General features: G+C 56.1%; 22 protein-coding genes and 3 tRNA genes. 16 read left to right on the top strand and 9 right to left on the bottom strand.

Annotation, left to right across the window (positions count from 1 at the left end):
- The first annotated feature begins 93 nt into the window (after window positions 1-93).
- Both cynS and QZ725_RS01030 read left to right on the top strand, forming a co-directional pair.
- Complete coding sequence (cynS, locus tag QZ725_RS01035; protein ID WP_293775634.1) at window positions 94-537, top strand: cyanase; 444 nt, start codon at window positions 94-96, stop codon at window positions 535-537.
- Window positions 538-550: 13 nt separating this feature from the next.
- Window positions 551-1,411, top strand: a complete 861-nt coding sequence (locus tag QZ725_RS01030; protein ID WP_293775633.1) for an MBL fold metallo-hydrolase — start codon at window positions 551-553, stop codon at window positions 1,409-1,411.
- 231 nt (window positions 1,412-1,642) lie between these two features.
- On the opposite strand, the gene QZ725_RS01025 is transcribed toward QZ725_RS01030, so the two are convergent.
- Both QZ725_RS01025 and QZ725_RS01020 read right to left on the bottom strand, forming a co-directional pair.
- A tRNA-Asp gene (locus QZ725_RS01025) sits at window positions 1,643-1,719 on the bottom strand.
- A 36-nt stretch (window positions 1,720-1,755) separates the two neighbouring features.
- Window positions 1,756-1,831: transfer RNA gene (locus QZ725_RS01020), tRNA-Val, on the bottom strand.
- A gap of 180 nt (window positions 1,832-2,011) precedes the next feature.
- On the opposite strand from QZ725_RS01020, the gene QZ725_RS01015 reads away from it, so the two are divergent.
- Window positions 2,012-2,479 (top strand): PACE efflux transporter, encoded by a 468-nt coding sequence (locus tag QZ725_RS01015; protein WP_366773438.1) that lies wholly within the window; start codon window positions 2,012-2,014, stop codon window positions 2,477-2,479.
- A gap of 9 nt (window positions 2,480-2,488) precedes the next feature.
- On the opposite strand, the gene QZ725_RS01010 is transcribed toward QZ725_RS01015, so the two are convergent.
- A complete protein-coding gene (locus QZ725_RS01010) occupies window positions 2,489-3,601 on the bottom strand; it encodes a mechanosensitive ion channel family protein (RefSeq protein WP_293775631.1) in 1,113 nt (370 codons plus the stop codon).
- A gap of 150 nt (window positions 3,602-3,751) precedes the next feature.
- On the opposite strand from QZ725_RS01010, the gene pip reads away from it, so the two are divergent.
- From pip to QZ725_RS00965, 9 genes are all read left to right on the top strand, one after another.
- Window positions 3,752-4,717 carry a prolyl aminopeptidase gene (gene pip, locus QZ725_RS01005; protein ID WP_293775630.1) on the top strand — a complete coding sequence of 322 codons (966 nt, stop codon included), beginning with the start codon at window positions 3,752-3,754 and terminating at the stop codon, window positions 4,715-4,717.
- A gap of 124 nt (window positions 4,718-4,841) precedes the next feature.
- Window positions 4,842-5,312, top strand: a complete 471-nt coding sequence (locus tag QZ725_RS01000) for a hypothetical protein (RefSeq protein ID WP_293775629.1) — start codon at window positions 4,842-4,844, stop codon at window positions 5,310-5,312.
- 28 nt (window positions 5,313-5,340) lie between these two features.
- Window positions 5,341-6,114, top strand: a complete 774-nt coding sequence (locus QZ725_RS00995) for a YdcF family protein (protein WP_293775628.1) — start codon at window positions 5,341-5,343, stop codon at window positions 6,112-6,114.
- A 331-nt stretch (window positions 6,115-6,445) separates the two neighbouring features.
- A complete protein-coding gene (locus tag QZ725_RS00990) occupies window positions 6,446-6,874 on the top strand; it encodes a hypothetical protein (protein WP_293775627.1) in 429 nt (142 codons plus the stop codon).
- A gap of 198 nt (window positions 6,875-7,072) precedes the next feature.
- Window positions 7,073-7,552, top strand: a complete 480-nt coding sequence (locus QZ725_RS00985; RefSeq protein ID WP_293775626.1) for a hypothetical protein — start codon at window positions 7,073-7,075, stop codon at window positions 7,550-7,552.
- Between the two features lie 73 nt (window positions 7,553-7,625).
- Window positions 7,626-9,059, top strand: coding sequence for a dihydrolipoyl dehydrogenase (locus QZ725_RS00980; protein ID WP_293775624.1), 1,434 nt, complete (start codon window positions 7,626-7,628; stop codon window positions 9,057-9,059).
- Between the two features lie 265 nt (window positions 9,060-9,324).
- Window positions 9,325-9,627 (top strand): DUF883 family protein, encoded by a 303-nt coding sequence (locus QZ725_RS00975; RefSeq protein ID WP_293775622.1) that lies wholly within the window; start codon window positions 9,325-9,327, stop codon window positions 9,625-9,627.
- A 13-nt stretch (window positions 9,628-9,640) separates the two neighbouring features.
- Window positions 9,641-10,033 carry a phage holin family protein gene (locus tag QZ725_RS00970; protein WP_293775621.1) on the top strand — a complete coding sequence of 131 codons (393 nt, stop codon included), beginning with the start codon at window positions 9,641-9,643 and terminating at the stop codon, window positions 10,031-10,033.
- An 11-nt stretch (window positions 10,034-10,044) separates the two neighbouring features.
- Entirely contained in the window at window positions 10,045-10,446 is a 402-nt protein-coding gene (locus QZ725_RS00965) for a hypothetical protein (protein ID WP_293775620.1), read from the top strand.
- A gap of 79 nt (window positions 10,447-10,525) precedes the next feature.
- Here QZ725_RS00965 and QZ725_RS00960 read toward each other — a convergent pair whose 3' ends face one another.
- Window positions 10,526-11,071 carry a c-type cytochrome gene (locus tag QZ725_RS00960; protein ID WP_293775618.1) on the bottom strand — a complete coding sequence of 182 codons (546 nt, stop codon included), beginning with the start codon at window positions 11,069-11,071 and terminating at the stop codon, window positions 10,526-10,528.
- A 209-nt stretch (window positions 11,072-11,280) separates the two neighbouring features.
- On the opposite strand from QZ725_RS00960, the gene QZ725_RS00955 reads away from it, so the two are divergent.
- A tRNA-Arg gene (locus tag QZ725_RS00955) sits at window positions 11,281-11,356 on the top strand.
- 181 nt (window positions 11,357-11,537) lie between these two features.
- Here QZ725_RS00955 and QZ725_RS00950 read toward each other — a convergent pair.
- Together QZ725_RS00950 and QZ725_RS00945 are read right to left on the bottom strand one after the other, a co-directional pair.
- Window positions 11,538-12,356, bottom strand: a complete 819-nt coding sequence (locus QZ725_RS00950) for a metallophosphoesterase (RefSeq protein ID WP_293775616.1) — start codon at window positions 12,354-12,356, stop codon at window positions 11,538-11,540.
- Complete coding sequence (locus tag QZ725_RS00945; RefSeq protein ID WP_293775615.1) at window positions 12,353-13,321, bottom strand: diacylglycerol kinase family protein; 969 nt, start codon at window positions 13,319-13,321, stop codon at window positions 12,353-12,355. The genes QZ725_RS00950 and QZ725_RS00945 overlap by 4 nt, the downstream gene beginning before the upstream one ends.
- A 141-nt stretch (window positions 13,322-13,462) precedes the next feature.
- On the opposite strand from QZ725_RS00945, the gene QZ725_RS00940 reads away from it, so the two are divergent.
- Both QZ725_RS00940 and QZ725_RS00935 read left to right on the top strand, forming a co-directional pair.
- Window positions 13,463-14,131: a porin family protein gene (locus tag QZ725_RS00940; protein ID WP_293775613.1), complete on the top strand. Its 669-nt coding sequence runs from the start codon at window positions 13,463-13,465 to the stop codon at window positions 14,129-14,131.
- 109 nt (window positions 14,132-14,240) lie between these two features.
- A complete protein-coding gene (locus QZ725_RS00935) occupies window positions 14,241-14,963 on the top strand; it encodes an META domain-containing protein (protein ID WP_293775612.1) in 723 nt (240 codons plus the stop codon).
- Between the two features lie 11 nt (window positions 14,964-14,974).
- Here the strand turns inward: QZ725_RS00935 and QZ725_RS00930 are convergent, their stop codons facing one another.
- The 3 genes from QZ725_RS00930 to QZ725_RS00920 form a co-directional block, all read right to left on the bottom strand.
- Window positions 14,975-15,388 (bottom strand): CBS domain-containing protein, encoded by a 414-nt coding sequence (locus QZ725_RS00930; protein ID WP_293775636.1) that lies wholly within the window; start codon window positions 15,386-15,388, stop codon window positions 14,975-14,977.
- A 127-nt stretch (window positions 15,389-15,515) separates the two neighbouring features.
- Entirely contained in the window at window positions 15,516-15,863 is a 348-nt protein-coding gene (locus tag QZ725_RS00925) for a plasmid stabilization protein (protein WP_293775611.1), read from the bottom strand.
- 54 nt (window positions 15,864-15,917) lie between these two features.
- Window positions 15,918-16,115 (bottom strand): hypothetical protein, encoded by a 198-nt coding sequence (locus QZ725_RS00920; RefSeq protein ID WP_293775610.1) that lies wholly within the window; start codon window positions 16,113-16,115, stop codon window positions 15,918-15,920.
- A gap of 227 nt (window positions 16,116-16,342) precedes the next feature.
- Here QZ725_RS00920 and QZ725_RS00915 point away from each other — a divergent pair, with 227 nt between their 5' ends.
- A complete protein-coding gene (locus QZ725_RS00915) occupies window positions 16,343-16,540 on the top strand; it encodes a hypothetical protein (protein ID WP_293775609.1) in 198 nt (65 codons plus the stop codon).

Genomic DNA, 16,540 nt, shown 5'->3' with positions numbered 1-16,540 from the left:
CTGTTTCCCAACCTGTGATGTCAACTGCCACGGCCGTGCCGTTGCATCGCATTGCCTGATTTTCTTTTCCGTATTCAACCAAGGAGTTACCAAATGAGTCGCCTCGAAGTCACCGAAAAAATCATTTCCACCAAAGTCGCCAAGGGCCTCAAATGGTCGGATGTCGCCGCCAAGGTCGGCCTCAGCAAGGAATGGGTCACGGCTGGCTGCCTCGGTCAGATGACTTTCGATCCGAATGCGGCCGACATCATCGCCAGCATTTTCGGCTTGACCGAAGAAGAGAAGAAATGGCTGATGGTCGTGCCATATCGTGGTTCGCTGCCGACTTCGGTGCCGACCGATCCGACCATCTATCGCTTCTATGAACTCGTGCAGGTCTACGGCACGACGTGGAAAGAACTGATCCACGAAGAATTCGGCGACGGCATCATGAGCGCGATCGATTTCAAGATGGACATGAGCCGCCTGCCTGATTCGAATGGCGACCGCGTGCAGATCGTCATGAGCGGCAAGTATCTGGCGTACAAGACGTATTGATTCGTCAAAGACGATGGCAGCACAGGTCGCTTCCTTTTTCGATCCTGAAACCTTCACCGTCAGTCATGTGATTCACGCTGGTGCAGGCTCTGCTTGCGCCATCGTTGATCCGGTGCTCGACTACGATAATCGCAGCGGCCGAACCAGCACGTGTTCGGCCGATCGTATCATCGCCTTTGTCGAGGCGCAGCAACTGCGGGTGGAATGGCTGCTCGAAACGCATGCCCATGCCGATCATGTTTCGGCAGCACCATATTTACGCAGTCGTCTCGGCGGTCGCATCGCCATCGGGTCGCGCATACGTGATGTGCAGCAGCTGTTTCGGCATGTCTACAATCTGGACAAAACGCCTTTCGGGATCGCGCGTGATTTCGATCATTTGTTCGAGGCCGATGAAACGTTCCTGATTGGCGAGCTGGAAGCACAGGCGTGGCATGTACCAGGCCACACACCCGCTGATACGGCATACCTGATTGACGATAAGGTGTTTGTCGGCGATACCTTGTTCATGCCGGATGTGGGCACCGCGCGTTGCGATTTTCCCGGTGGCGATGCGGCGACCTTATATCGCTCGATCAAACGCATCTTGTCGTTGCCTGACGAGACGCGGCTTTATCTATGCCATGACTACCCACCGGCATCGCGCCAGCCTGCATGGTCTTGCTCGGTAGTCGAGCAACGTGCGCACAATCTGCATGTGCATGACCGCATTGCGGAAAGCGAATTTGTTGCCAAGCGTCGTGCACGCGATGCGACGCTGGCTTTGCCGGTCCTCATGTTGCCTGCAGTGCAACTCAATATACGCGCCGGCCTGTTGCCACCCCCGGAAGACAACGGCGTGCGTTATTTAAAAATTCCTTTAGATTTGCTGTGAGCGTTCCATATTATGGATGGCAGCTACTGCGTGCGGCACATTGGTATAGCGCCTGTAAGGCGCTGTTACAGAAAACGTTTGCGGGAATAACGGTGATTGGGCAGTTGTGCTGCTGTCTACTGCTTGGCAGACTAGGCGACGATCCCAATTCGAGCATGGGCAACGCACCGTTGCGAAGATGTGCGGTCGCGCACAAAAGAAAAACGCCCGCATGTGCGGGCGTTTTGTATTTGGCGGAGTGGACGGGGCTCGAACCCGCGACCCCCGGCGTGACAGGCCGGTATTCTAACCAACTGAACTACCACTCCTAACTACGTAACTTTTTCAGATATCTGTTTGACCGGTGGTGGGTGCTGAGAGGCTCGAACTCCCGACCTACGCCTTGTAAGGGCGCCGCTCTACCAACTGAGCTAAGCACCCGTTCAGGTTAGCCAACCCAGTCAAACTGCCGGCGTCACTGTCCGACATGTCTGAAGAGGGAGGAGTATAGAGTAGTTTTTTGGAAAAGTCACGGTTGTTTGGGAAATTTTTGTGCCGCGTGCATTTTTGGCATCGTGCGTCGCGGGACGAGGCGCTCTGTGGGATAGGTGCAGGACGCCTATAATCACGGGCTGTGCCGTTTTTTCATGTGAGTTTTTTATCAATACGCTGTTACGTCGCGTTCTGCATGCCGTGTTGTTCGAGGTTGGCGCACTGGTGATTCTGGTGCCGTTGATGTCGATCGGCTTTGGCATGGACATGTTCCATTTCGGTGCCTTGGCATTGATGCTGGCTGTGGCCGCCATGATTTCCAACATGCTCTACAACCATTTCTATGAAATGGTTGAGCGGCGTTATGCCTGGCGTCGTAGTGTGCGCATGCGTGTCGTGCATACGCTGGGTTTCGAAGCGTTTTTCATGGCCATCGCCTTGCCGTTGACCGCCTGGTGGCTCGCAATTTCCGTGCTAGACGCCTTGTTGCTGGATGTGACCTTCTCCATTTTCTTCATGCTTTACGCATTCTGCTTCAATTGGGTGTTCGATATTGCGCGTCAGCGGCTGGCGGCGCGCATGGCAACCAACCGCTGATCGTTCGCCTCAGACCAAGCGCATGCCGCCTGCGGCCTGTTCTTGTTTCTCTTGTGTCGCGACCTGGATTTCCGACCCCATGTGCATGATGGTTGTCGGCCGGGCAAAGTGAATGTCGCGTTCGGCGCAGGCACGCATCAGTTCGAGATTGATGCGTTGCTGGATATCCATGTAGACGTTGAAGTCGCTGCTCAGTACGTAATACACCACCTCGAAATCGAGACTGCTGGCGCCAAATTTCTGAAAATGCGCACGATCAAAGCGCGTGTTGTCGATGCCGTTGATGATGTCCCTGACTACGCTGCCGAGTGCACCGACGTCATCGACAGGGGTTTCGTAGCGAATGCCGAAGCTGAACACCACGCGGCGTTCGGACATACGCTTGTAATTGCGGATGACGGATTTCAACAGTTCGGCGTTCGAGCGCACCAGCTGCTCGCCGCTGAGGCTGCGCAGACGCGTGGTCTTGATGCCGATGTATTCGACCGTTCCCAGCATGACTTCGTCAACGATGATGAAGTCGCCCACCTCGAAGGGTTTGTCGAATGCGATCGAAAGTGACGCGAACAGATCGCTCAGAATCGTCTGCAAGGCCAGTGCGACAGCGACACCGCCAATGCCGAGACTGGCAACGAAGGCTGTAATGTTGACGCCCAGATTGGCCAATACCGCCAGCACGATGGTGACCAGCACCAGCAGGCGCACGAGGAAGGCAATAGTCGTGGTGGTGGCGCGGTTACGCAGATCGGGCGTGGTTTCGGGGTTGACGACGCGACGCATCCACGCCGAAATGCCGCTGTTGAACCAGATCGCGATCTGTACGCCGATCAGGATGGTGCCCAGTTGTTCCAGACGGATGCCAATGCGCACCGGCAAGTCCATCGTGCCGAGCCCGATCACAATCGCCAGCAGCAGGAGCAGCCAGCGCTTCGTCTGTGCAAGGGCGTCGGCGAGGATGTTATCGGCGCGTCCCGTCGTACGTGTTGATAACGCCTGCAATCGGTTGGTGACAAAGCGGGTGACCAGATCCATCATCACGAAGGCCACGATCGCAACGATCAGGGCATTGAGCCAGTTGGCGAGCGGAATGCCAGCCAGCAACCAGTCGTTCAACAAATGCATATTCCTCTCCTGTACGCGGTCTTGCCTGCCGGCGAGACGAGTTCGATGAACAAGGTAGAGGCGGCGAAAAACGATAAGTTCGCGTGCGCTGCTTCACGCAGCAATCCTGCACGGAATGGATACAATGCCGCATGCGTTCGAGGGCTTTCCATGCGTACTGCCGAATCTTTCCTGTTTCCATCAATCGAGCCGTATCGCCACGGTATGCTGGCGGTCGATGCGCGCCATACACTGTACTGGGAGGAATGCGGTAACCCGCAGGGCATGCCCGTGCTGTTTCTGCATGGCGGCCCCGGCGGCGGCATTTCGCCTACGCATCGACGCTTCTTTGATCCTGCGCATTACCGCATCGTCCTGTTCGATCAGCGTGGTGCCGGCAAGTCCACGCCGCTCGGCGCATGGCAAGACAACACGACACCGCTATTGATCGACGACATCGAAGCACTGCGACGCCATCTGGACATCGATCAATGGCTGCTCTTCGGCGGTTCCTGGGGTTCGACCCTGGCATTGGCCTATGGCGAGGCGCATCCGCAACGCTGCCTCGGCTTCATTCTGCGCGGCATCTTTCTCTGTACCAAGGCCGAGATAGACTGGTTTATGTATGGCATGCGCCAGTTTTTCCCGGAAGCCCATGCGGAATTCGTCGCACCGATTCCCGAAGAAGAGCGCGGCGATCTACTACAAGCCTATGCGCGACGGCTGTTCGGCAAGGACGAGGTACTGTCGGTCGCGGCTGCGCGCCAGTGGAGCGGTTATGAAGGCCGCTGCCTGTTCCTGCAGCCACAGGCCGAGATCATTGCGACCTTCGAGGAAGATGCGGTAGCGCTTGGTGTCGGGCGGCTCGAAGCGCATTACTTCCTACATCGCGGTTTCATGGAGGAAGATCAGTTGATCCGGCAGATCGATCGCATTGCACAATTGCCGGCGATGATCGTGCAGGGACGTTACGACGCAGTGTGCCCGCCCGTGTCTGCCTGGCGCTTGCATCAGGCTTGGCCGGGTTCACGCTTGCAACTGATCGCCGATGCCGGGCATGCGGCGATGGAGCCGGGGACGGCACAGGCATTGATTGCGGCAACAGAGCAGTTTCGCCAGCAAGGAAAATTTGATTGAAGTGCCGTGTTGAGTGCCTGCCGAATGCGGGCATACACTGGCGCATCGTCATCATGGCAACGACGCAATCCGGATAAGCAAGAACGACCGCGAGAATTCGACAACGAGACAAGAGCGAGATAGCATGAAAAAAATACGATTCCGCCCCATCACGCTGGGGCTGTGCGCCTTGGCATTGACTGCCTGCACCGGTACGCGCATTGATGAACGTGCTGCGGTGGAAACCACTGCCGACGGTACATCGACTGCCCATACTCTGAGCGATTACAAGGCAGCACTGGCGCAACGTATCGCGGCGGTCAATTCCACCAAGGTCTTCATCGGCCGACCACAGGCATTGCTGCGTTCGGTCGTCGTGGTCAAGTATGTGGTCGATGCCAACGGCAGTCTGGTACGCAGCGAAATCATGCGGTCGAATCGTGATCGCACGACGGAAGCCACTGCACTGACTTCATTGAAGCAGACCGCGCCGTTTCCCAAGCCGGCACCGGCCCTGTTGCGTGGCGGTCGTGTCGAAGTGATTGAAACATGGTTGTTCAATACCGATGGCCGTTTTCAGTTGCGCACCATTGCCGAACCGCAGATGAAAGAATGAACGGTGCTGCACAAGGTGGTATGACCGCATGAGCACGGGCTGGCTTCTCAATACCTTGCTTGGCGCAGTGCTGTTGCCGCCGCTTAACCTGCTCCTGTTGTGCGCAATGGGCATGCTCTTGCGCAAGCGATGGCCGCGTGTTGGTGCATGGCTGGCAGTGTCGGCCTTGTTGCTGCTGGGATTGCTCTCGACGCGACCCGGTGCCTTGCTGCTCGCACAGCCACTGGAACAACGTTACCCGGCGCTGATGCTGCCCTATGTTGGTTCTGCACAGGCAATCGTGGTTCTGGGCGGCGGTCGCCTTGCCAATGCGCCCGAATTCGCCGATCAGGATGGGCCGAGTGCTGCCACCCTGAGGCGCTTGCGCTATGCTGCCAAGTTGCAGCGCGCCACCGGCTTGCCCTTGCTGGTGACTGGCGGTAGTCCGGAAGGTGCGGCCGAATCCGAAGCGGCAATCATGGCGCGTGTCTTGCGTGATGAATTCAGTGTGCCGGTACAGTGGGAAGAGGGCGCATCCGACAACACGGCAGAAAATGCCCGTCTGACCGCGCAGATGTTGACGCAAGAAGGCGTACGCGACGTGTTGCTGATTACCGATGCCATGCACATGCCGCGTGCGGTCGGTGTCTTTGCGCGTACCGGCTTGCGCATTACGCCGGCACCGACCGCTTTTGTGTCTACGGCACCTGCGATCCCTGCCGATTACATTCCGCGCGCTGCATGGTTGCATCAAAGCAGCTATGCCATGCACGAGTGGATCGGCATCTTCTGGTACTGGCTGCGCCATCGTGGCGAGCGTTGAAGGCAACTCTAGGTTCCTTTGTTTGCCTGTCACGTTTTCTTTCATGATTCATCGCGACATTGTCTCTCCACAATAGCTTGAAGTCGCCGCGCAATGGGTTTGCATGCTCATGCAGAATTAGCGCGGCAAGTCCTGAGCCAATGAATTTCGGCAATAGAAACCACAACGGTTTGAACGGGTAGTGCAAATTGCATTCCGTAGACCTTGTCCGACAGATAGTGGTGCTTTGTTGCAATTTGCGTGGTTTGTCGCACACTGTTACGCAATCAATGTGAACGCTGGTCGGGATGCAGTCTCCAAACACCACCTATTAAACAAAAGGAGATTCATCATGACGTTAGGCAAAACGATTCGTTCGCTGTGTTTCGTTGCTGTGGCTTCGGCCTCCTCATTGGCATTGGCGCAAGCAGGCGTAGGTGTCGGTGTGGGGGCTGGTGCCGGGACCAGCATGGGTGCAGGTGCCGGTGATGCCTCCGGTTCCACTTCCACTGGTGTCGGCGCAAATGTCGGTATAGGTGGCAAGGTGGGCAATACCGGCGTGAATTCGGGTGTTTCCACGGGTGTGGATACGTCGTCCCAAGGTTCGGTGCGTTCGTCGAACAGCGGCACCTCATCGACCTCCTCTGGCGTCAAGAGCCGCAGTAACGTTGGTGCCAATGGCAGCATCGATGCCCAGAATCGTGGCAATGCCGATCGCATCGATCAACAGCGTATCGAACTTGAACAGCGCTCGCGTGCCAATACCACAATTGGTCGCTAACGCACATCGTCGCGGCATGTAATGCATGTGTTGCAGCGAGATGCTGCCGCATGACGATATGGTTGGTCGTGTTCCCATTACAGGAGCACGGCCATTTTGCATTGTGTGGTCTGGCATTCCGCAGTTTGCCGCCTCTGACGGATTCTGCTTAAATGAGCAACCTGGTCACTTGATCATGCTCATTTTCTGGATCGCTTTATGACCAACATCGATAATAATCGCCCGCCCAAGCTGTATTACTTTGCCGAGCGCGACAAGCTGGAGCGCGCACTCAGCCACGGCGAGTTTCGTCTCGCTCCTCCGCAATTTCCCGTCCTGTCCGCAACGGATCCGCATTTTCTGGCTCTGAGTCTGGTGCAAAAGCCGGATGGCGCACTGTTCGAAGGCAAGTCTGCGCATGGCGCCTGCCTCGTGATTCACGATACCGAAGCCTTTGGCGAACGCGTGCATCGCGCCGCCCAGCGTACCTTGCCCAACTGGGCCGGTATTGATGCTGCCATGTCCTACGGCAAGCCAAGCCCATTGGGCAAACTGTTTTCCAAGGAGCGCGTGCACGCGGCTGAAAGTGAATGGCGCTTTGCATGGCGGCCGATGCAGGCACGGGGCGCGGCCAATCCGGTCGTGATTCAGCTCGGCAGCATTGCCGACATTGCCGAACTGCGTGCGTTGAACGACTGACACACGCTGGCGGAACTTCGGTCCCGCATGATGATCTGGTGTTGGACGAACCTCGCGGTGGGAGACTGGATTCATGAAAAAGATCGAATGCGATGTGGCCGTGATCGGCGCTGGCAGTGCCGGCATGTCGGCATGGCGTGCCGCCAAGACGCACGACAAGCATGTTGTACTGATTGAAGGCACCGCCTACGGCACTACGTGCGCGCGCGTCGGCTGCATGCCCAGCAAGCTGCTCATTGCAGCGGCTGAAGCGGCCCATGTGGTTGCTACTGCCAATGGTTTCGGTATCGAGGTCACGCAGTCGCGCATCGATGGCAAGGCCGTGATGCAGCGCGTGCGTAGCGAGCGCGATCGTTTTGTCGGCTTTGTAGAGGAAGGTATTGCACGTATCGAGGCGCATGAGCGCCTGTGGGGTCATGCGCATTTCCTCGCGCCGACTCGCTTGCAGGTTGGCGACGATACCGAAGTCCATGCGAAAAGCATCGTGATCGCCACAGGTTCACATCCTGTCATTCCTGATAATTTGCGAGCGTTGGACAAACGCGTCATCGTCAGTGACGATATATTCGATTGGGATGACCTGCCGGATTCGATTGCGGTGGTCGGTGCAGGGGTGATCGGTCTTGAGCTTGGTCAGGCGCTGCATCGCCTAGGTGTGCGCGTGGTCGTATTCGGTCGCGCTGATCGTCTGGCGCAGATTGCCGACGACAAGGTCAATCAGGCTGCACTGGCCGCGATCGGTGCCGAAGTCGATCTGCGCATGCAAACCGAGATCGTCTCGGCGCATGTCGTCGGCGAGGAAGTGGAACTGCAATCGCGCCATGCCGATGGCAAGACACGTACCGAGCGTTTTCGTTATGTGCTGGCGGCGACGGGGCGCAAGCCGAATGTACAAGGGCTCGGGCTGGAATCAACGGGTTTGCAACTTGATGACAAAGGCATTCCCGTTTTCGATACGCTGACCATGCAGTGTGGCGAGAGTCCGATCTTCATCGCCGGTGATGTCGACAACGAGCGTCCCTTGCTGCATGAGGCCACCGATGAGGGGCGTATTGCTGGCGACAATGCCGGGCGCTTTCCCGATGTCGCAGCTGGTTTGCGGCGTCTGCCATTGAATATCGCATTCACTGATCCGCAGATCGCCTCGCTGGGGCAGACGCCGCGCGATCTTGAAGATAAACGTTTCATGACGGGTGAAGTCTCGTTCGAGAATCAGGGGCGCAGCCGTGTGATGCGACAGAACCGCGGCCTGCTGCGGCTTTACGGCGAGCGTGGCACGCAACGTCTGCTGGGAGCCGAGATGGTCGGGCCGCGCGCCGAGCATCTTGCGCATCTATTGGCTTGGGCCTGTCAGAGCGGCATGACGGTGCAGCAGATGCTGGAAATGCCGTTCTATCATCCCGTCATCGAGGAAGGTGTGCGTACGGCGCTGCGTGCATTGCAGGAGAATTTGGCGCGTCAGGTTGACGATCTGGCGCACTGCGCGGATTGCACGCCCGGTATTTGAATTTAAAAATGATTATTTCCGCCTTGTGTGCGCTACCGCCTGTTCAATCGTCAACCAGATATGGTAAAACACTTAACAAACGCGTTATGGAGGTTCTTAAATACGTGACTGATCCAAGCTGCAATGGCAGCAAAGTGCTGTAACCGGATCAGAAAAGATGTCGTAATGCCTCGGTCAAGGCTGACCGACAACCGCTATTTCAACCGCCAGCTTCGTCGCAGCACTCGCAGCGCAGGCTGTCTCTCATAAAAAAAGGGGCCAACCAATGAAAGCATCTACCTTGAAAACCACCCGTAGCGATATGAAAAGCCTGATCAAGGATGCACAGGATCTGTTCCGTGAAGCCACCAGTTCTACCGGCGAACGTGCCGAAGAACTGCGTGCCCGCGGTCTGCAACTGCTGGACACCGCTTCTGCCAAGGCGCACGAAGTGCAAGTTGCCGCCATCGAAACCGGCAAGGAAATCGCCGTCAAGACTGACGACTACGTACATGAAAATCCATGGCGTGCTGTCACTGTGGCTGCCGGCATCGGTGTGCTGTTCGGTTTCCTGATCTCGCGCAAGTAAGCGGGAGCCATTCATGGAACGCCAAACCACACGTTCTCAGAATGCCGATTCCGGCTTGATGGGTGGCGTGGCGGGCCTGATCCGCAACGCCTTCGGGCTGTTGATGAGCCGGATTGAGCTGGCCGCGCTGGAACTGGCTGAAATCCGCGCCAATGCCGCGCGCCTTGCCGTGCTGTTTGCACTGGCCGTCATCGTTGCCTGGTTTGCGGTGGCCTACTGGTCGGCGCTCATCGTTTATCTGAGTTGGCCGTCGCTGGGCTGGAAAATCCTGCTGATCATGGCGCTGGTTGCCACTGTCGTGACAATCGGGATCTTCCTGTATATCCAAGCGCAGATCAAGCAAGGCTTGTTCTCCATGCCGGCAACGATGGAAGAGCTGCGCAACGATCATGATGCGCTTTCGTGAAAGAGGTCGGCATGTCCAAACCTGAAATCAGCGAACCGGTCGAAACCTTGGCGCAGCAAAAGGAACGCTTGATTCTGCAATGCCGCGCCTATCGTTCCGGCATGGGCCAGTCACGCAATCTGGTGCGAGCGCATCTGGGTCGAGAAGGTCTCACGCGTGCAGCATTCGGCATATTGGGTTCGCGGGCGCAGTCCGCGCTGGCCAATGTCACCGATTTGGTCAATATGAGTGGTGGCATTTCGCTGGCCAAAATCCAGCGTCTGGCACCGTTTGTCTTGAGCGGGATTTCGATCCTCTCGAAGCGCTCGGTGATCAGACCGATTCTGCGCGGTGCCGCGTTGGTAGGTGCAGTTGGTGCGGGCTTGTACCTGTTTGCACGCAACAGGAAAACACCACCGCAAATAGAAGAGTGATTTTCTCTGCCGCGATCAAAAAAGCCGACCATTGGTCGGCTTTTTGTTTTTCATGCGACTTGAGTTATTTATTGCCGACTTATTGTTTGACGGGCTCGGCCGGTGCTGCAGCTGCTTCCACCGGTTTGGGTTCGGGTACCGTAAAGTTGCCGCCTGCGCTGTTTGCCAGCACGACCACGGCCCGCGCGACTTCCACATTGTCGAGTTCCGGATGGCCGCCCTTGGCCGGCATCATCCGAATACCTTCGACAGCATGCTTGACCAGCGTGTCGTAACCCTGCGCCAGGCGCTGCTTCCAGGCAGCCGCATCACCCAGTTTGGGGGCACCGGCCACGCCACTGGCATGACACATGGCGCAGGCCATCTTGTACACCTCGTCGCCGGATTTCAATGCCTGCGGCGTTGCGCCATCCTTGACCGTAAAGCCATCGTCGGCCACTGGACGGATGCGTTTCTCTACCGCTTCGGGAGAGTTATCGGAGCCGGCACCAAGCTGCTTGTCGTTGGTCACGAAAGCTACCAGCAGCACGATACAGACAATGGGGACGAGAAAGCCGGCGATGACGGCAAGGAGGAGTTGTTTCGGCGTCTTGATTGCGGATTCTTCGTGGTGTGCGTCGCTCATCATTCCCTCTATGTAATTTTGAAATCAAAATAAGCGCGCGGGAAAACGGAAGGAGACCGTGCCGCGCGGAGGTGTACCGACTGCAAAGACTTCGCCAAACCACCCGATTATAGACACAAACTATTCGATCTGGAAACGCTGCAAATGCGCCTGTCATGGACGCCCCGACAGAAAAACGGTATCCTTCAGCCCTCTGCAGGTTCTCCCATGCGGCTGTAGCTCAGTGGATAGAGTATTGGCCTCCGAAGCCAAGGGTCGCTGGTTCGATTCCAGCCAGCCGCACCATGTAAGTCCGCCATTCCGCGCCATGTTCTGGCGATTTTATTGAGAACGTCCTTTAAACCCTTCGAAGGCATGCTTGCGCGGCGGGCTTAGTATGTCAATTTTTCGGTTTAGCTCTAAATGTCTAGCCACCAAAACAATATTGATTAACTCAATATCAAAATAAAAAAAGCGGACTTTCCAATTAATTAGAAGTACGCGCCATATTTCGTTGCATGGTGTGGGTCGTGTGCAATAAAAACGCATCGGCATCGTCCACATAATCCCAACGTTCGATCACGCAATTCAGGTCGCTGTCGTCATGGCGAATCACATTGACCGAGTTGCCCGCATCAAAACGAATGCGAGCCGACAACGATGTGCCTGCCTGCAGGCCCCAGATTGGTTGCGGCAAGTCGTCGAATACTTCGTGCAGCGCACTGAATGACGGGCGGTGAATGTGGCCGCCCAGAATGAGGTCGGCGCCAGCGGCAGACCACGCCTTGATCGCTTCGCGGTGCCCGCGCAGCAAGTCTTCTCGATCTTCATCGCACACCACATGAACGGGCTGATGCGTGACGACGATGCGTAGTTGTTCCGGACGAGCGTGTTGCAGGTGGCTTGCCGCTGCGGCAATTTGCGCGGGCGAAACTTCACCTTGGATGTGACGATAGCGGCGAGTAGTGTTCACACCGATGACAAGTACATCCCGCGTGTTCACAATCGGCGCAAGATCGTCGCCGAATGCAGCCCGATATTTGCGATATGGTGCAAACAGGCGGCTTATCAAATCGAACAATGGAATATCGTGATTGCCGGGAACCACCAGCATGCTAGGTACGGCGAGGCTGTCTAGGAAATGGTGTGCAGCAGCAAACTCTGTGGCTTTGGCGCGTTGCGTGATGTCTCCCGATACAATCAGCATGGTCGGATGCAACGCTTGAGATAAGCGTTTGAGCGCTGCCACCACAGGTGGGCGCTCCGTGCCAAAGTGTGGATCGGAGATTTGCAGGATCACGCTCACGGTGTCGCCTCTCGTCCGTCCGGAGTCGTGGCTTGCGGCTTCAAAAGATAAAGCGGGTCAGGCGATACACGAAAGTTGAGGGGGGTATTCATCCAGCTGATTTCCCCATCCATCGCCACTTTTACGCGCTGCGTGCGATAGAGCTTCGAGGGTTTGACCGTCAAACGCGAGAAGCTGAAGTTGATGACGTTTTCCGCTTCACCCAATCGACCAAATGCTCCGCATAGCATCAACCACAGGAGCGATAGCGTGCCGACGGGCTTGACAGCGATCGCTGCCAGTTGGCCTTCTTCAATTACCTCGGATTCGGGAATGCCGATTTGTTCGAGTTGCAGGCGGTTATTCCCCACGAATAATGTAGGTGTACGCAAGGTGCTGGTCCGTCCTTGACTATCCAGCGTAATGCGCAGTTGCCGATGTCCCTGAAATACCGAAACCAGCCCCGACCATGCTGCCACCAGCCGGCTGCGGCCGTAGTGCTGCTTGTAGGCTTCGCGATCTTCGAGTACCTGAGGGTAAAGTCCAAGACTAGCATTGACCAGAAAGATGCGTTCGTTCAGCATGCCGACCTGCACCGGATGCGGTGTCGCGCGCAGCAAGGCCTCCGCTGCTTCACGCCCATCCTGCGACAGCCCATGCGTGCGCCCGAAATAGTTGAAGGTGCCTTGCGGTAGGGCGCCGAATACGCAGCCACTCCCGACGACAACGTTGGCCACTGCGTTCAAGGTGCCATCCCCACCCACGGCAACGACGGCACCGCCACAGGCAAGTGCCTTCTCGACAGCCTTGCGTGCGGTATCTGTCAGCATGGAGGGCTTATCGACCAGACAGATTTCATAAGGCCGCCCAGCCACCCGCATGACTTCTTCAATGGTCTCCTGCGTTTGCGCCTTGTCGTTATGGCCTGAACCGGCATTCATGATGAAAAACAGCGGACAGTTTGCGGAGAATGGCGGGACGCTCATGATTTTTGCTCTTATTGTGGTTGTCGCATTGTGGAAAAGACACGATGCCGAATCGCATAAGACCTGAAATCCCTACTCAGGTTTCGGATTGCAGATGTTTTAGGCGAAAGAGCGCATTCCAGAAAACACAAAAAGTGGCGTATGAAATACTGGATTTATGGGATGGGCAGGTTTTCGCACGCTATTTATCATGCTGCCGGGCAACTTTGCCGAATTAAATTGGGAACGAAGATGAAAAAACAGATGTTGGCAGTATTGGTTGGTGCAGTTGTAGCGCTGCCGGTGGTTGCTTCGGCACAGAGTGCATACATTGGCCTCAACGCTGGTAAAGCAACGCAGAAAGTTACGGTTGAAGGCGACGGTTCGGCTAAAGACGATTTCAACAGCTACAAATTGTATGGTGGCTACAATTTCAACAATAACTTTGGTATCGAAGGCGGTTATGCGCATCTGGGCACGTTGGATGCCACCTTTATTTCTGGTGGCAATCGCAATGATTTCAAAATCAAGGCACGTTCTATTTACCTTGCTGCAGTGGGTACGTTGCCAATTAATGAACAGTTCGCTCTCTTCGCCAAAGCAGGTTTGTCCGCTAACCGTGTAAAAGTTAGCTGGACTGAAAATGGTGTATTTCAAGGAAGTGGTTCGGAAAGTCGCACTTCGCCGATGTTTGGTTTGGGTGCGAAATACAATTTCTCCAAGTCTTGGTCTGTCGTTGCTGAATACGAAAATTACGGTAAAACGCTCAAATCTGATGGCGATCACCTGAAAACCCACGCTTTCTCGCTGGGTGCACGTTACAGCTTCTAATAAAAACCAAAGTAGTACCCATTTAGCCGGCGCAAGCCGGCTTTTTTGTTTCCGGCACTTCTCGCTAACATCGAAGTCAATGCATGCGACGATTTAGAAGGAGAGTGACATGTCTGCAAAATGGTTCATCGCTCCGGTAGTCTTGATGCTGGCGAGCTGCGCCGCGCCCACGGCCAAAGTGACGGAGCATTTCCCGGCGACGTACCGTGCCGCGGGTAATGAGCCGTTCTGGCATCTGCGTATGCAGGATCAAACGATAACGGTAGAACGGCCGGATTCCCCACCGTTCTTGACCAGCGTGACGGGCATCGCCGAAACAGATGAAGCGCCGCACGGCGGATGGTATGCGGAAGGCAAAGACATTCGCATGCAGATATGGCGTGAGCGCTGTGAAGATGACATGAGCGGTCAGCCCTTCGAGCATCGCGTCTTCATGCAATTGCAGGGGCGTGAATATCGTGGCTGCGGCGGCAGCGGCTTGCCGCCGGCACGGCTGGAAGAAACGCAATGGCTGGTATCCGAAATACGCGGACAGGCTGTGCGACTTGATGCGCCACCGTCGCTCATGATTGATCCGAATGGACAGGTGGCAGGTTCGGATGGCTGTAATCGAATTGCCGGTGGTTTTCACTTGGAAAGCGATGGCACCGTTCGCCATCCAGCCTCTGGCTGGATGGCCACGCGCATGGCTTGTGCTGCGCCACGCATGCAAGTGGCGCAGCAATATGGCGACGCTTTACGTGCAGCGCAGACATGGCGTTTCGATGGTGCCGCGTTGATCATGCAAGACAAGAATGGAGCGACTGTCTTGCGCTATCGCCAGACGTATTGAGCTTTTGAAGCTCAGAGCGTCGTCGATATTTCGGAGAGTGTTTCACCTACGGCTTGCAGATCGCTGGTTTCCACGGCGAAGTCTCCGAGAGAAACGATGCCGACCAGACGCTTGTCCCGGTTGACGATCGGCAACCGTCGAATCTGGTGTTCGCACATGATGCGGGCACCTTCTTCGATCGAATCATTTTCGTAGGCCCAAACGATTCCTGTAGACATGATTTCGCGCAGTGGTGTCTCCCCCGGCTTGCCTGCCGCAACACCGCGAATCGCAATACCGCGATCTGAGATCGCGCCAATCATGCGATCGTTTTCGCCGACCGGCAACATACCAAACCCGCCATCGCGCATTTGCTTGGCAGCTTCGGCAATGGTGGCATCGGGATGAATTACTTTTACATGAGGACTCATGACGTTCTTCAACATGGACACGGCGTACTCCTTGAATAAACATGAGATTAGGCAATAAGCCCGTGCACACCGCAAGGCGTGTCAGGCAGTATTGACGTTCTATGGAGAGGCGAGTCGTAGGTTTCTGCTCGCCGATGAGCGATTAGCGTGTGCGCTTAATGTTGGTACCCAAGGCACGTTCGAGTTGTGCCTTGTTCATCGTGGAGCGCCCGGTAATGTTGCGTGCCTGTGCATCCTTGTACAACTGTGCGTGGGTACGACCTGCATCGCCGCGATGCGCACGCAAGCCACCACGACTTGGTGCTGGCGTACTGTTCAGGGTAGTCTTGCTTGCCGACTTGGTTTCGCCATGCTGGGCACGTTCCTTGTTGACAGTACGTGCGGCGATTTCCTCGGCGCGCTTGGCACGGTTGCCGCCTTGGTTCTGCACACTTTCCTTGATGTGCTGATACTGGCGTTCGCGTTTTTCACTCCAGGCTGCTTGTGGCATGGCAATCTCCTTCAAGTTGACGGTCTTAGCCGTCGCGTGAATGGTGTTGCAAGGTCAGGCGGCGATACGTGGGTGATCAGAGTGCGTCCAGACCCGTTCAGGATCGCGATAGTCTGGGCCGTCGGCCGGGCGTATACCTGTGGGCGCATGCAGGAATCGATTTCCTTTTTGCGGCAAGGCATTGCGCACGACCTGTTGTCGCTGTGGGGCACGGCGCGTAGCGCGTTGCTGCAATCGATCGCTCTTTTCCATAATTCTCGCTCCTAGGACAATGTCGGCCCTCAGGGTCGACCATTGGCATTGAGTCTACGCATTGCACTCTTTGGTATCTGTAGGATGCTTGTGCGAAGTGATGTCAGAAAAAAGGTTAAAAAGCGTTTATGTGCGGGATCTGACTTGTGCATGCCATGTGCTCTGCAACTTCGATCCGGTAACGGCATCCCACGCCTACTTATTCCATCAAGAAAAAAGGACAAGACATGAGCGTGCCGACACCCATTCCACCGGAAATTCCCGTGATTCCCGATCCGCAACCTGAAATCGATCCACATCGCATCAACGATCCGGAAATTCCGCCCCCGCAACATGATCCAGTCACGCCGCCCGGCCCTGATCAACCGGAAGTCCCGCCTGATCGTATGCCGCCCGAAGTGCCGCCGGCACCCGAGCATGTCTGA

Origin of the sequence: uncultured Oxalicibacterium sp., from assembly GCF_913776015.1 — a bacterium.
GTDB lineage: Bacteria > Pseudomonadota > Gammaproteobacteria > Burkholderiales > Burkholderiaceae_D > Oxalicibacterium.
Note: the sequence above shows the minus strand (reverse complement) of the source record. Positions and strands in the feature narration are given on the sequence as shown.